The sequence below is a fragment of the Streptomyces sp. L500 genome, assembly GCF_054551825.1.
In genome coordinates this window covers 49,385-63,934 of sequence record NZ_JBTOLC010000008.1, presented here as the reverse complement: position 1 = coordinate 63,934, position 14,550 = coordinate 49,385, and the positions used below count along the sequence as shown (strand labels likewise).

Annotated in this window: 11 protein-coding genes; 8 read left to right on the top strand and 3 right to left on the bottom strand. The window is 73.6% G+C overall.

All coding sequences use genetic code 11. The annotated features are described in order from the left end of the window. Positions 1–31: 31 nt before the first annotated feature. Positions 32–3,292: a S41 family peptidase gene (locus tag ACX9I7_RS10905; protein WP_459387168.1), complete on the bottom strand. Its 3,261-nt coding sequence runs from the start codon at positions 3,290–3,292 to the stop codon at positions 32–34. A 149-nt stretch (positions 3,293–3,441) separates the two neighbouring features. Here ACX9I7_RS10905 and ACX9I7_RS10900 point away from each other — a divergent pair, with 149 nt between their 5' ends. From ACX9I7_RS10900 to ACX9I7_RS10890, 3 genes are all read left to right on the top strand, one after another. After that, positions 3,442–4,041 (top strand): TetR/AcrR family transcriptional regulator, encoded by a 600-nt coding sequence (locus tag ACX9I7_RS10900; protein WP_387568729.1) that lies wholly within the window; start codon positions 3,442–3,444, stop codon positions 4,039–4,041. Between the two features lie 110 nt (positions 4,042–4,151). After that, the gene (locus ACX9I7_RS10895; RefSeq protein WP_459387167.1) at positions 4,152–6,368 is read left to right on the top strand and encodes an MMPL family transporter; all 2,217 of its coding nucleotides are present in this window, start codon (positions 4,152–4,154) and stop codon (positions 6,366–6,368) included. Positions 6,369–6,634: 266 nt separating this feature from the next. Further along, entirely contained in the window at positions 6,635–7,834 is a 1,200-nt protein-coding gene (locus tag ACX9I7_RS10890) for a MarP family serine protease (protein WP_387568724.1), read from the top strand. 109 nt (positions 7,835–7,943) lie between these two features. On the opposite strand, the gene ACX9I7_RS10885 is transcribed toward ACX9I7_RS10890, so the two are convergent. After that, positions 7,944–9,197, bottom strand: coding sequence for a GmrSD restriction endonuclease domain-containing protein (locus ACX9I7_RS10885; protein ID WP_459387166.1), 1,254 nt, complete (start codon positions 9,195–9,197; stop codon positions 7,944–7,946). A 302-nt stretch (positions 9,198–9,499) separates the two neighbouring features. On the opposite strand from ACX9I7_RS10885, the gene ACX9I7_RS10880 reads away from it, so the two are divergent. The 5 genes from ACX9I7_RS10880 (at position 9,500) to ACX9I7_RS10860 (ending at position 14,258) form a co-directional block, all read left to right on the top strand. Then, the gene (locus tag ACX9I7_RS10880) at positions 9,500–10,543 is read left to right on the top strand and encodes an energy-coupling factor ABC transporter permease (RefSeq protein ID WP_387568718.1); all 1,044 of its coding nucleotides are present in this window, start codon (positions 9,500–9,502) and stop codon (positions 10,541–10,543) included. Position 10,544: 1 nt separating this feature from the next. Then, entirely contained in the window at positions 10,545–11,309 is a 765-nt protein-coding gene (cbiQ, locus tag ACX9I7_RS10875) for a cobalt ECF transporter T component CbiQ (RefSeq protein WP_358625728.1), read from the top strand. Further along, a complete protein-coding gene (locus tag ACX9I7_RS10870; RefSeq protein WP_459387165.1) occupies positions 11,306–12,097 on the top strand; it encodes an energy-coupling factor ABC transporter ATP-binding protein in 792 nt (263 codons plus the stop codon). Before cbiQ ends, ACX9I7_RS10870 begins: the two co-directional genes overlap by 4 nt. A 96-nt stretch (positions 12,098–12,193) precedes the next feature. Further along, a complete protein-coding gene (locus ACX9I7_RS10865; protein ID WP_387568712.1) occupies positions 12,194–13,369 on the top strand; it encodes a serine hydrolase domain-containing protein in 1,176 nt (391 codons plus the stop codon). A 10-nt stretch (positions 13,370–13,379) separates the two neighbouring features. Beyond that, positions 13,380–14,258, top strand: coding sequence for an SDR family NAD(P)-dependent oxidoreductase (locus ACX9I7_RS10860; protein ID WP_459387164.1), 879 nt, complete (start codon positions 13,380–13,382; stop codon positions 14,256–14,258). Here the strand turns inward: ACX9I7_RS10860 and ACX9I7_RS10855 are convergent. Further along, positions 14,196–14,549 carry a GntR family transcriptional regulator gene (locus ACX9I7_RS10855; RefSeq protein ID WP_387568707.1) on the bottom strand — a complete coding sequence of 118 codons (354 nt, stop codon included), beginning with the start codon at positions 14,547–14,549 and terminating at the stop codon, positions 14,196–14,198. The two genes, ACX9I7_RS10860 and ACX9I7_RS10855, sit on opposite strands and share 63 nt — an antisense overlap. Position 14,550: the final 1 nt, after the last annotated feature.

The following is a 14,550-nucleotide window of genomic DNA, read 5'->3' as shown; positions in this document are numbered from 1 at the left end:
GCAGCAGGGCGCGCCCCTCACTCGTGCGTGCTCACCCGCGCGGCGGGAGCTTCGGGCGGCGCAGGTCGGGGACGTCGGAGTAGTCGGGCGGGTTCGTCGCGCCGTGCTGTTCCAGCAGGTCCAGCGCCACCCGTACCGCGTCGTCCAGTTGCTTGTGGCGGCCCTCGGCCCAGTCGAGCGGGGTCCGGTCGACCTCGATGTCGGGCTCGACGCCGTGATTCTCCACCCCCCAGCCGTAGGCGCCGAACCAGGCGGCGTTCATCGGCACGGTGATGGACGTGCCCTCGCCGAGCCGGTGGCGGCCGGTCATGCCGACGACGCCGCCCCAGGTGCGCAGGCCGACGACCGGACCGATGCCCTGGAGCTTGAACGCGGCGGTGATCATGTCGCCGTCGGAGGAGGTCATCTCGTCGGCGATGGCCACGACCGGTCCGCGCGGCGCGTTGGAGGCGTACGAGACGGGCTGGGCGTCGCGGGTGAGGTCCCAGCCGATGATGGTGCGGGTGAGCTTCTCCACCACCAGCTCGCTGATGTTGCCGCCCGCGTTGCCGCGCACGTCCACGATCAGGGCGGGCCGGGACATCTCCATCCGCACGTCGCGGTTGAACTGGGCCCAGCCGGAGCCGCCCATGTCGGGGATGTGGAGGTAGCCGCACTTGCCGCCGCTGAGCTCGTGGACGACCGCGCGGCGCTTGGTCACCCAGTCCTGGTAGCGCAGCGGCCGTTCGTCGATGAGGGGGACGATCGCGACGCGGCGCGGGTGGCCGTCCGGTTCGGGCGGGCGGAAGGTGAGCTCGACGGTCGTGCCGCCCGCCGCCGCGAGCAGCGGGTACGGGCCGGTGACCGGGTCGACGGGGCGGCCGTCGACGTGGGTGAGCGCCCAGCCCTCGCGGATGCCCGAACCGGCCAGCGGGGAACGGGCCTTGGAGTCGGAGGAGTCGCCGGGCAGGACGCGGCGCACGGTCCAGGAGCCGTCCTTCCGGTGGGTGAGGTTGGTGCCGAGCAGGCCGATGGCGCGCTGGTAGTGGGGCGGTCCCTCGTTGCGGCGGGCGGGGGTGACATAGGCGTGGGAGGTGCCCAGCTCGCCGAGGACCTCGCGGAGCAGGTCGGCGAACTCGTCGGGGGAGGCGACGCGTTCGAGCAGCGGCCGGTACTGCTCCAGCACCGCGTCCCAGTCGATGCCGCACATGCCCGGTTCCCAGAAGTAGGCGCGGACGATCCGGCCCGCCTCGGCGTAGGCCTGCCGCCACTCGGCGGCGGGGTCGGCCTCGTGGAGGATGCGCCGCATGTCGATGTAGACGGTCGAGTCGGGGTCGGGGGTGTCGGTGGCGGGGACGGCGCGCAGGTCGCCGTCGTCGTTGACGACGAGCCGGGTGCCGTCGCCGCTGACCGCGTACCAGTCGAGGGAGGAGGTGAGTTCGGTGCGCTTGGCCTTGACCAGGTCGAAGTGTTCCAGCGTGGGCTTGCCGGAGACGTCGGTGGGGCTGGCGAAGGTCTCGCCGAGGGCGCCGGAGATGGGCCAGCGCAGCCACACCAGGCCGCCGCCGGCGACGGGGTGGAGCGAGGAGTACTTCGAGGCGGCCACCGGGAACGGCGTCACCCGGCTCTCCAGCCCCTCCACCTCCACGACCAGCGCGCCCTCGTGGTCCCCGGTGTCGTCCAGGTCGAGCCCGCCGCCCGCCGGCCGGCCCTCCGTGGACAGCGCGAACGGCGAGGGCGTGGCGGAGGACAGCGGGACGAGGTAGGGGCGGCAGCCCAGGGGGAAGGAGAGGTCGCCGGTGTGGACGTCGTACACCGGGTCGAAGCCGCGCCAGGAGAGGAAGGCCAGGTAGCGGCCGTCGCGGGTGAAGACGGGCTGTTCGTCCTCGAAGCGGCCGTTGGTGACGTCGACGATCAGCCGGTCGGCCAGCCGGGAGATCTTGATCTGCCGCAGGGAGCGCCCGACCCCCGGGTGGGACCAGGTCAGCCAGCCGGAGTCGGGGGAGAAGGCCAGGTCGCGCACGGGCCCGTTGGCGGACTTGATCAGCTCCGTGACCTCGCCCGTCCCCTCGGCCGAGGCGTCCACGAGCAGCAGCCGCCCGTCGTGCGCGGCGACGGCCAGCCGCTCGCCGTCGGGCGAGGACAGCAGCTCCTGCACCCGGCCCAGCCGCCCGCCGGCCAGCCGGCGCGGCTCGGAGGGCCCGGAGGCGCGCGGCAGTTGGGCGATCTCGATGGCGTCCTCGCCCTCGGCGTCCGTCACATAGGCGATCCGGCCGGTGGAGCCGAGCATCTCGGGCAGCCGCGTCCGTACGCCCGGGGTGTCGGCGATGGCGCGGGCCGGGCCGTCGCGGTGGGTGAGCCAGTACAGGCTGCCGCGCACCCCGACGGCGCTGGCCCGGCCGGTGGTGTCCACGGCCAGCGAGCCGACGTTCTGGGCCGCGTGCACCTGGTACGGGCGCCGCCCGGCGCGCGGCCCGCCCAGGCGCAGGTCCAGCCTGCGCGGGACGGCGCCCGGGGAGAAGTCCTCCACCAGCCACACCTCGCCCGCGCACTGGTAGACGACGCGGGAGCCGTCGGTGGCGGCGTGCCGGGCGTAGAAGTCGGCGTGGTCGGTGTGTCTGCGCACATCCGAACCGTCGGGCCGGCAGGAGTAGAGGTTTCCGATGCCCTCGTGGTCGGAGAGGAAGGCGATCCGGCCGTCGACGAACATCACCGAGTCCAGGTGGCCGCCCAGGTCCGGCACCAGCCGGGTGCCGTGGAGCCACAGCCGGCCCGTCGCCCCGCCCCGGTAGCGCTTCCAGGACGCGGGCTCGTGCGGCGGCTTGCCGGCCAGCAGCAGGGTGCGGTGCTCGCCGTCGACCTCGCCCATCGCGATGTCGGACACCGGCCCCCAGGGCAGCCGCAGCCCGGGGCCGCCGGCGGTGGGCAGCCGGTAGGCCCAGGAGAAGTACGAGAACGGCTGGCCGTGCGAGGAGACGGCGAGGATGTCGTGGCCGCCGTTGCGGTCCGAGGGCGCCCAGCCGCAGACCCGGGTGTCGGTGCTGCCCCAGTAGCTCAGCCGGCGGGCGGGCCCGCCCTCGATGTCCACGAGGTGGATCTCCGGATCCAGACTGCGCCAGTTGGTGAAGGCGATCTGACGCCCGTCGGGGGAGAAGCGGGGGTGTCCGGCCCGGGTGCGGTCCACGGTCAGCCGCCAGGCCCGCCCGGCGGCGGCCCCGGGCGGCCCGAGCGGGGCCAGCCAGAGGTCGTCCTCCGCCACGAAGCAGAGAAGGTCGCCGTGGACGTGCGGGAAGCGGATGTAGGCATCGCTCACGCGTCAATGGTTTCGGCCGCGAGATCCCCCGGCAACTCGGTTCGTGACGGAGAACACCATCGAAACGATGTCGTTTCGATGACGGCCGGGCTTACGCTCGTACGGTACGAAACCGTTTCGTACGGCGACGGGGGGAAGGAAGATGCGGTATGGCCACGGAACCACCCAAGCCGGCGGTCCGCCGCACCCGGCTGACCCCCGAACGCGAGGCCGAGCTCTACGAGGCGGTGCTCGCGATCCTGCGCGAGGTCGGCTACGACGCCCTGACGATGGACGCCGTCGCCGCCCGGACGCACTCCAGCAAGGCGACCCTCTACCGCCAGTGGAAGGGCAAGCCGGAGCTGGTCGCCAAGGCCCTGCGGCACAACAAGCCGGGCAGCCTGGAGGGCATCGACACCGGCACGGTGCGCGGTGACCTCCACGCCATGGTGTGCCAGGCCGACACCGAGCAGATGGAGAAGGACACCGCCCTGCTCCGCGGGCTCGGGCACGCCGTGCACACCAACCCGGAACTCCACCGGGCGCTGCGCGAGGTGCTCGTCGAGCCCGAGATGGGATGGATGGACGAGATGCTCCGGCGCGCGGTCGGGCGTGGCGAACTGGCGGCGGACAACCCCGCCATCCCGTTCGTCGCGCACATGATGATCGGCGGCTTCCTGGCCCGTCCGCTCATCGAGGACCGGGCACCCGACGCCGAGTTCCTCACCCACTACGTCGACGCCGTGATCATCCCCGCTCTCGGCGTATGACCACCCCCCACGTACACCCACACTGAGGCCCCACCTGACGTACCGCTCCCGTCGGGCTGGTTCCCACTTCCAGTTCCCTGCACCACCGATCCGACGGGAGCACCACACTCGTGGCCACGTTCCTCTACAGACTCGGAAGGCTGTCCTTCCGACGGCGCTGGTACTTCGCCCTCATATGGGTGCTGCTGCTGGTCCTGGCCGGGGCGGGCGCCGCCACGGCGTCCAAGTCCACCAACAACGACTTCTCCATACCGGGCACGGAGGCCCAGCAGGCCTTCGACCTCCTGGAGAAACGATTCCCCGGTAATACCGAGCAGAACGCCTCCGCCCGCGTCGTCTTCAAGGCCCCGGCGGGCCAGAAGCTCACCGATCCCAAGAACAAGGCGGCCGTCGAGAAGGTCGTCGCCGAGATCAAGCGCGGCCCCCAGGTGGCCATGGCGGTCGACCCGTTCCAGGGCCAGGCCGTCAACAAGGACCAGGCCATCGGGTACGCCTCCGCCGCGTACAAGGTCAAGTCCACGGACCTGACCGAGGACACCCGCACCGAGCTCAAGGACGCCGCCCAGCACGGCCGCGACGCCGGGCTGACCGTCGAGGTCGGCGGCAGCGTCCTCCAGCAGATGCCCGAGGGCGGCTCGGAGATCATCGGCATCGCCGTGTCGGCGGTCGTCCTCGTGATCACCTTCGGCTCGCTGGTCGCGGCCGGGCTCCCGCTGCTCACCGCCATCATCGGCGTGGGCATCGGCGTCTCCTCGATCGCCGCCCTGGCGCCCGTCCTGGACCTCTCCGCCAACACCTCGACGCTCGCCATGATGATCGGCCTCGCGGTCGGCATCGACTACGCCCTCTTCATCGTCTCCCGCTACCGCGCGGAGCTCGCCGAGGGCCGCGAGCGCGAGGAGGCGGCGGGCCGCGCCGTCGGCACCGCCGGTTCCGCGGTGGTCTTCGCGGGCCTCACCGTCGTCATCGCGCTGGCCGGCCTCGCGGTCGTCAACATCCCGATGCTGACGAAGATGGGCATGGCGGCGGCCGGCACGGTCACCATCGCCGTCCTCATCGCCCTGTCGCTCATCCCCGCGCTGCTGGGCTTCGCGGGCAAGCAGGTGCTGCCCCGCAAGATCCGCAAGGGCGGCCCCGCCGCGGCCGCCGGCGACAAGCCGAACATGGGCACCCGCTGGGCCCGCGTCGTGCTGCGCCGCCCGCTGCTGGTGCTCGCGGCCGGTGTGATCGGCCTCGGCGCGATCGCCGTGCCCGCCGCCTCCCTGGAGCTCGGCCTGCCCGACGACGGCGCCGCCTCCAAGAGCACCACCCAGCGCAAGGCCTACGACCTGCTGAGCGAGGGCTTCGGCCCCGGCTTCAACGGCCCGCTGCTGAACGTCGTGGACCTGAAGGACGCCAAGGACCCCAAGGCCGCGGCGCAGAAGACGCACGACACCCTGGCGAAGCTCGACGACGTCGCCATGGTGACGCCCGCGCAGTTCAACAAGGCCGGTGACACAGCCACCCTGCTGGTCATCCCCAAGTCCAAGCCCACCAGCAAGCAGACCGAGGACCTGGTCCACGCGATCCGCGGCGAGCGCGACGCGCTGGCCTCCGACACGGGCGCGAAGGTCCTCGTCACCGGCGGGACGGCGATGAACATCGACGTCTCGCAGAAGCTCAACGACGCGCTGCTGCCGTACCTGGGGCTCGTCGTCGGTCTGGCCTTCCTGCTGCTGATGGTCGTCTTCCGGTCCGTCCTGGTGCCGCTGAAGGCCGCGCTGGGCTTCCTGCTGTCGGTGGTCGCCGCGCTCGGCGCCGTCGTCGCGGTCTTCCAGTGGGGCTGGCTCGGCTCGCTCTTCGGGGTCGAGGAGACCGGCCCGATCATGAGCATGATGCCGATCTTCATGGTGGGTGTCGTCTTCGGTCTGGCCATGGACTACGAGGTCTTCCTCGTGACCCGGATGCGCGAGGCCTTCGTCCACGGCGAGCGCCCGGGCGAGGCCATCGTGACCGGCTTCCGCCACGGCGCGCGGGTCGTCACGGCGGCGGCCATCATCATGATCAGCGTCTTCGCGGGCTTCATCGGCTCGTCCGAGCAGATGATCAAGATGATCGGCTTCGGCCTGGCGATCGCGGTGTTCTTCGACGCGTTCGTGGTCCGGATGGCGATCGTGCCGGCGGTCCTCGCCCTGCTGGGCCGGACGGCCTGGTGGCTGCCGGGGTGGCTGGCGAAGGTGCTGCCGAACGTGGACGTGGAGGGTGAGGCCCTGCAGAAGACGCTCGCGCCTTCCGCCGAGGCCGGTTCGCCCGACCCGGACGGGGAGCGGGAGCCCGTCCGCGTCTGACGCGGCATTCCCGGTGCCTCGCGGCCCGGTGGTACGGTCCCGCTTCGGCGGGGTCCGGCACCGCCGGGCCGCTTGTTTTCGGGCCGGGCGCCGTCGCGGCGGAGAAAGGGACCCCGGTCCCCCTTCCGCCGGCCCCGGTGGGCGGCTGCGTGGGGTACGCCATGAATTCGGGCGGAATGGGAACCGCCACCCGCTGTGCCTGCGTTTTCCTAAGTCCACGCAGGTGGGCGCGGTCGGGGGACGCGTGTGAAGGAAAGGGCTTCGCGTTGAACCTGATCGATGTGCTGCTGTTGCTGCTCGTCCTCTGCTACGCCGTGTCCGGCTACCGCAGGGGCCTGGTGGCGAGCGTCGTGCTGTTCGCCGGGTTCCTCGGCGGCGCGGTGCTGGGCGTGTGGGCGCTGCCCTACGCCCTGGAGCCCTTCGAGCCCGGAACGTCCCTGGCGGCCGTCGCCGCCGTCCTGGTCGTGCTGATCCCGGCCGTGATCGGTCACGCCGTCGCCGGCCGGTTCGCCTGGCGGCTGCGGTCCCGGCTGACGTGGGCGCCGGTGCGCGGCCTCGACGGCATAGCCGGCGCGGCCGCCGCCTCACTGGCCGTGCTGCTGGTCGGCTGGGTGGCCGCGAGCGTGCTCGTCTCGGCGAACTCCGCCTCCCTCACCCGGGAGATCAAGGAGTCGAAGCTGCTGGGCGCGGTGCACAGGGCGATGCCCGAGCAGGCGCCCACCTGGTTCAGCCGGACGACGGACGCGCTGGCCGGGGCCGGGTTCCCGCAGGTGTTCAACCCCTTCGAGAGTGAGCCCGCCACCAGCGTCCCCAAGCCCAGCGGGGACATGGTGACCGCGGACGCGAGCCGGGCCGCCCGGCGCAGCGTCGTCAAGGTCGAGGGCGTGGCGAACGTCGGCGGCGACGGGCGGCGCGGCCAGGAGGGCAGCGGTTTCGTCTTCTCCCACGAGCACGTGATGACCAACGCCCACGTGGTCGCCGGCGTCAGCGACCCGACCGTGAAGGTCGGCGGCGTCGGGCGGGCGTACAACGCGAAGGTCGTCCTCTTCGACCCGGACACGGACGTCGCCGTCCTGGACGTCCCCGGCCTGGACGCGCCCGTGCTGCCCTTCGACAAGACCGCCAAGCGCGGCGACGCGGCCGTCGTCGCGGGCTTCCCCGAGAACGGCGGGCTCGACCTGCGCGCGGCGATCGTCGCCAACGAGGTCCGGGCCAAGGGCCAGGACATCTACGGCGACGGCATCACCACGCGCGAGGTTTTCTCCGTCCGCTCCACGATCCGCCCCGGCAACTCGGGCGGACCGCTGCTGACCCCCACCGGGAAGGTGTACGGGGTGGTCTTCGCCCGCTCCACGACGGACGCGGAGACGGGCTATGTGCTGACCGCCGACCAGGTCGCCGACGCCGCCCGGCGGGCGGCGCAGGCGACCGCGCCGGTCAGCACCGGCAGCCGGGCGGCTCTTTAAGCGGCCGGGCAGCGCCCCGTAGGGGCGCGGGGCGGTGGCGGTATGCGGCTACCGCCGCGTGGGCGCGACCAGCCACGTCGCGCCGGTAGGCGACATACCGGACTTCGTGTCAGCGGTCGTCCCGACTGTCCCGGTCGTCCCGGTCGTGGCGATCGTTCCTGTCGGGCCGGACCTGCCGGTCGTGGTCCTTCTGGTGGTCGGGACGGTCCTGGCGGTCCTGCCCGCCGTGGTCCTTCTGGTGGTCGGGCCGGTCAGGCCGGTTCTGGCGGTCTCCCTGGGGTTGCCGGCCAGGGCGGTCCTGACGGTCCCCCTGGGGCTGCCGGTCAGGGTGGTCCCCCTGCGGCTGGTGGTCCGGACGGTTCGGGCGGCTCGGGCGGCCCGGGCCGTCCGTAGGGGCCCGGTCGGGGCAGGCGTCCAGGACCTGCCGCAGCTTGTCCTTCTCGGCCCGGGTGACGCTCAGCCCGTAGTAGTCCTTCACCCCGATCCACGCCTGGCTGTAGAGGCACTGCCCGAGCGGGTCCTGCGGCAGCCACTGGTCCGGGGACTTGTCGCCCTTGCGGCGGTTGCCCCATGTGGACACCACGATCAGCTCCGGGGAGGCCGTCAGGTCGTTGGCGAACTCCAGCCGCTTCTCCGCCGGCCACTCGCGCGCCCCCGCGCCCCAGGCGTTGCGCAGCGACACGACGTGGTCGACGTCGACGTGCACAGGGTCGGCCAGCGTCCTGTTGTCGTACTCGCTGTGCCACTGGCCGCCGACGACCCGGCACTTGCCCTGGAGCGTGGCCGGCACGACGGAGTACAGCTTCAGGGCGACCTCGCGGGTCGTGCACTGGTCCAGGCCGTGCCGCGCCCAGCAGGTCGCGCCGAAGTAGCGGCGGTCGTAGCCCTCGCCCCGCAGGGGCCTGACGTCCAGGTCGGCCAGCATGCGCGTGGCCTCGTCGCGGCCGGGCAGGTTCCTGGGCCACCTCGTGGGCACGCGCTTGGACACGCGCTTGGACAGGGCGCGGCCGTGGTGCGCGGGCGCGGCCCCGGCCGCGGAGCCGTGCGGTGCGCGCTCCGGGGGTCTGGCCGGGGCGGAGGGGGCGGGGCGCGCGGGTTTGCCGCCGGGCGGGTCGGACTCGGGGCCGGGCACGGGCGGCCGCGAGTAGATGTCCCCCTCGTCCGGTGACGGCCCCTCGCAGGCGGTCTCGTCGTAGTCGCCGGGCAGTCCGGCCGCCCGGGGCCGCGCGTGATCCGTGCCGGTCGGTGGCACGGCCCGGGCGGTGGTGCCCGGACCCGCTGCCAGCAGCAGGGCGGCGGCGGTGACGGTGGACGCGAGGAACGGCCGCCGGTACCGGCGCACGGATATCTCCTGCGATCGCATGGGACCTCCTTCGGTGGCTCCGCAGCCAGGGGCTGAGCAGAGATGGCCGTCATGACGAGTGAACCGTTGAACGGGACATATGCCTTGAGGGAGGGCGAATCACTCGACTGGCCCCGGAGGTGATCCGGCCCGCGTCGGACGGTGGGGCGCGGGCCCCGGCGAGGGGCGCGCAGTCGCGCCGCACACGCTCTTGCCACTGATTCGCAGGACGCCCCTATCATCGAGCGGTTCACGGCCGGACCGACGGCCGGACATCACGGCCGCCCCAGGTGGCCGGAGAGACGGAGAGACGGAGAACCGTCATGCACGTACCCGACGGGTTCATCAACGCCCCGGTGTCCCTGGCGACCGGGGCCGTCGCCGCGTCCGCCGTCGCGGTCTGCCTGCGCGGCGCGCGACGCGAGCTGGACGAGCGCGCCGCGCCGCTCGCGGGGCTGGTGGCGGCGTTCATCTTCGCCGTGCAGATGCTGAACTTCCCCGTCGCGGCGGGCACCAGCGGCCATCTGCTGGGCGGAGCGCTCGCGGCGATACTCGTCGGCCCCTACACAGGGGTCCTCTGTATATCCGTGGTGCTGCTGATGCAGGGCGTGCTGTTCGCCGACGGCGGGCTCACGGCCCTGGGCGTCAACATCACCGATATGGCGGTGGTCACGACGGTCGTCGCCTACGCCCTCTTCCGGCTGCTGGCGAAGGCCCTGCCCCGGCGCCGGTCCTCCGTGACGGCCGCCGCCTTCGTGGCCGCGCTGGTGTCCGTCCCGGCGGCGGCCGGCGCGTTCACCCTGATCTACGCGCTGGGCGGCACCACCGACGTGCCCATCGGCAAGGTCGCCACGGCCATGGTCGGCGTGCACGTCCTCATCGGCGTCGGCGAGGCCGTCATCACGGCGCTGACCGTGGGCGCGGTCGTGGCCGTCCGCCCCGACCTGGTCTACGGGGCGCGGGGGCTGGCCAAGCCGCTGGAGATCCGCAGGGCGGACGGGACGGTCGTCCCCGTCGAGGTGTCGAAGGCCGCCCCCCGCCCGGTCCGCAAGATCGCCGGCGTGGGTCTCGTGCTGGCCCTGGCGCTCGCCGGGTTCGTCAGCTACTACGCCTCCACCAGCCCGGACGGGCTGGAGAAGGTCGCCCACGACAAGGGCATCGACGCGAGGGCCGAGCAGCACGCGGCCAAGGACTCCCCGCTCGCGGACTACCAGGTCAAGGACGTCGGCGACGCCCGGCTCTCCGGCGGGCTGGCCGGTGTGATCGGCGTCGGGGCCACCCTCGCGGTGGGCACGGGCGTCTTCGTGGTCGTCCGCCGCCGCCGGAACCGGGCGGAATCCGCTGCTCCCGTCTCCGGGACCGTCTGACATGGGCGCCGGACACGCGCACAAGCTCTACCGGCACGCCCGCTCGCCGGTCCACGAGCTGCCGCCGCACTGCAAGCTCGCCGCCGTCTTCTGCTTCGTCCTCGTCGTCGTCGCCACACCGCGCGAGGCGGTGTGGGCCTTCGGGCTGTACGCGCTGCTGCTCGCGGCCGTCGCGGGCGCGGCCCGGGTGCCGTACGGCTTCCTGCTGCGGCGGCTGCTGATCGAGGTGCCGTTCGTGGCCTTCGCGCTGCTGATGCCGTTCGTCGTCCCCGGCGAGAAGGTGGACGTGCTGGGGCTGTCGCTCAGCGGGCCCGGGCTGTGGGGCGCCTGGAACATCCTCGCCAAGGGGACCCTGGGCGTCGCCGCCTCCGTGCTCCTCGCCGCGACGACCGAGCTGCGGGCGCTGCTGCTGGGGCTGGAGCGGCTGCGGATGCCGCCGCTGCTCGTCCAGATCGCGTCCTTCATGATCCGCTACGGCGATGTGGTCACGGACGAGATGCGGCGCATGCGCATCGCCCGGGAGTCGCGCGGCTTCACCGCGCGCGGGGTGCGCCACTGGGGGGTGCTGGCCAAGTCCGCGGGGGCGCTGTTCATCCGCTCGTACGAGCGCGGTGAGCGCGTCCACCTGGCGATGGTCAGCCGGGGGTACACGGGCGTGATGCCCGTGATCGACGACGTGACCGCGACCCGTGCGCAGTGGACGCACGCGGCCGCGCTGCCACTGGCCGCGCTGGCGGTCTGCCTGACGGGATGGACCCTGACATGACCCTTTCCCTCGAGACCCCTTCCCTCGAGACCCCTTCCCTCGAGGTCTCCGGACTGGCCTTCGCCTACCCCGACGGCCACCAGGCCCTCTTCGGCGTCGACCTGACCGTCCGGCGCGGGGAGCGGGTGGCCCTCCTCGGCCCCAACGGCGCCGGGAAGACCACCCTCGTCCTCCACCTCAACGGCATCCTCGGCGGCGGTGGTGACAGCGGCGTGGGCTCGGTGCGGGTGGCCGGGCTGCCGGTGACGAAGCCGAACCTGGCCGAGGTGCGGCGCCGGGTCGGCATCGTCTTCCAGGACCCGGACGACCAGCTGTTCATGCCGACCGTCCGCGAGGACGTGGCCTTCGGCCCGGCCGCCGCCGGGCTGCGCGGGGCGGCGCTGGAGGAACGCGTCCACGCCGCCCTGGACCGGGTCGGCATGGCGGACTTCGCCGACCGGCCCCCGCACCACCTGTCCTTCGGGCAGCGGCGCCGGGTGGCGGTGGCCACGGTCCTGGCCATGGAGCCGGAGATCCTCGTCCTCGACGAGCCCTCCTCCAACCTCGACCCGGCCTCCCGGCGCGAGCTCGCCGACATCCTCCGCTCGCTGGACGTGACCGTGCTCATGGTCACCCACGACCTGCCGTACGCGCTGGAGCTGTGCGAGCGCTCGGTGATCCTCAGCGGCGGCGTCATCGCCGCCGACGGGCCCACCGGGGAGCTGCTGTGCGACGAGGACACCATGCGGGCCCACCGCCTGGAGCTGCCGTTCGGCTTCGACCCGCGCTCGGTGGTCATGGGGAGGTGACCCATGGGAGGGTGACCCCCGTCCACGACCACTTCCGGGCACGTTGCACCATGGTGGATGGATTTGTAGTGATCGGCACAGTGGGAGCGGAAGACAGTGGTGGACGTCCAGGGCGCGGTGGCGGACGGCTTCGAGCCGGTCCGGGACGCCTTCGCGGAGAACTTCGCCCGGCGCGGTGAGCGCGGCGCGGCCGTGACGGTCTACCGGGACGGCCGGAAGGTCGCCGACCTGTGGGCCGGCTCGCGCGACGCCGACGGCGGCGAGGAGCCCTGGCGGCACGGCACCGCCCAGATCGTCCGCTCCGCCACCAAGGGCGTCGCCGCCGCCGTCCTCCTCCTGCTCCACCAGCGCGGCCAGGTGGACCTGGACGCGCCCGTGGGCACGTACTGGCCCGAGTTCAAGGCGGCCGGCAAGGAACGGGTCCTCGTCCGCCACCTGCTCGCGCACCGCGCGGGGCTGCCCGTGCTGGACACCCCGCTCACGCCCGCCGAGGCCGTCGACGGTGTCAGCGGCCCGCGCGCCCTCGCCGCGCAGGCCCCCGCCTGGGAGCCCGGCACGGACCACGGCTACCACGCCCAGACCTACAGCTGGCTGCTCGGCGAGCTGGTGCCGCGCGTGACCGGACGGTCCCTGGGGGCGTGGGTGGCCGAGGAGATATCCGGGCCGCTGGGCCTGGACCTGTGGCTGGGCCTGCCGGACGCCGAGCGGCACCGCGTCGGCCGGATCGCCGACATCGAGGCGCCCGCCGCGCCCGCCGCCGCCGGGCTGCGCGTCCGCCCCAAGGCGTCCGTCGCCGACGCCTACCGCGACCCGGACTCGCTGACCCGCCGCGCCTTCGGCGCGATCACCCCCGCCGCCGACGAGAACGACCCGGCCTACCGCGCCGCCGGACTGCCCGCCTCCGGCGGCATCGCCACGGCCGACGCGCTGGCCCGCTTCTACGCCTCGCTGATCGGCCCGGTCGACGGCGGCCGCCGGCTCTTCGCCCCGGCGACGCTGACCCTGGCGCGCACCGAGGAGTCGGCGGGCCCGGACCGCGTCCTCGTCGTCAACACCCGCTTCGGCCTGGGCTACATGCTCCACGGCCCGGCGTCCCCGCTGCTGGCCCCCGGCTCCTTCGGCCACCCCGGCCGGGGCGGCTCCCTGGCCTTCGCCGACCCCGAGTCGGGCGTCGCCTTCGGGTACGTCACCAACGGCATGCAGAAGAACGTCACGGCGGACCCGCGCGCCCAGGCGCTGGTCCGGGCGGTTGCGCGGTCGCTGGCGGGGTAATGCTGGCCGCATGACCGGAAGGTTCGAGGGCTACGCGGTACTGATCACGGGCGCGGGCCGGGGCATCGGCGAGGCCACGGCGCGCCGCTTCGCCTCGGAGGGCGCGCGCGTGCTCGTCACCGACCTGGACGGCGAGCGCGCGGCGCGGGCCGCGGCGGCCCTGCGGGCGGACGGGCTCACCGCCGACGCGCTCGCCTGCGACATCGGCGACAGGGCGGCCGTCGAGGCAGCGGTGGCCTTCGCCGCCGACCGCTACGGGCGCCTGGACGTGCTGGTCAACAACGCCTACTCCTTCCACCCGGACCCGCCGCTGGTCGAGGACTTCCCGGACGAGGCGTGGGCCCGCGATCTCGACATCACCCTCACCGGCGCCTTCCGGTGCGTGCGGGCGGCGATGCCGCTGCTGTCGGCGGCGGGCGGGCGCGCCTCCGTCATCAGCGTCGGCTCGGTCAACGGCGAGCAGGACTTCGGCAACCACGCCTACAGCGCCGCCAAGGCGGGCCTGGCCGGCCTGACCCGGACGCTGGCCGGCCACTGCGCGGCCCGGGGCGTCCGGGTCAACCTCGTGGCGCCGGGCACGATCCGCACGCCCGGCTGGGCGGGCCGGGAGGCATCGCTGGACCGGGCGGCCGAGCACTACCCGCTGGGGCGGGTCGGGCGGCCGGAGGACATCGCGGCGGCGGTGGCCTTCCTGGCCTCGCCGGACGCGTCGTGGATCACGGGGGTGACGCTGCCGGTGGACGGCGGCATCCTGATCGGGAACGTGGGGCTGAGGCGGGCGCTGCGCCGCGACTCGGCCGGGGACTCAGGGGAGGACTCAGCGGACTCAGCCGAGGGACGCCCTGACCAGGTTCAGGATGTCGTCGTCGGAGAGCCCGAGCGCCCGTGACTCGGCGACGAGCTCCCGCGCCCGCGCGGTGAGCCGGGCCCGCCCGGGGGCCGGGCCGCCCGTCACCACGGCCCCGCGCCCCCGGCGCAGCTCGATGAGCCCCTCGTCGCGGAGCTGCTGGTAGCCGCGCAGCACGGTGTGCATGTTGACGCCGAGGGACGCGGCGACCTCCCGCGCGGAGGGCAGTCGCTCGCCGGGGCGCACGGAGCCGTCGGCGATGGCGCCGCGCAGTCCGCCGGCGATCTGCTCGCCGAGGGGGACGGGGGAGGAGGGATCGACGCGGAACAACATG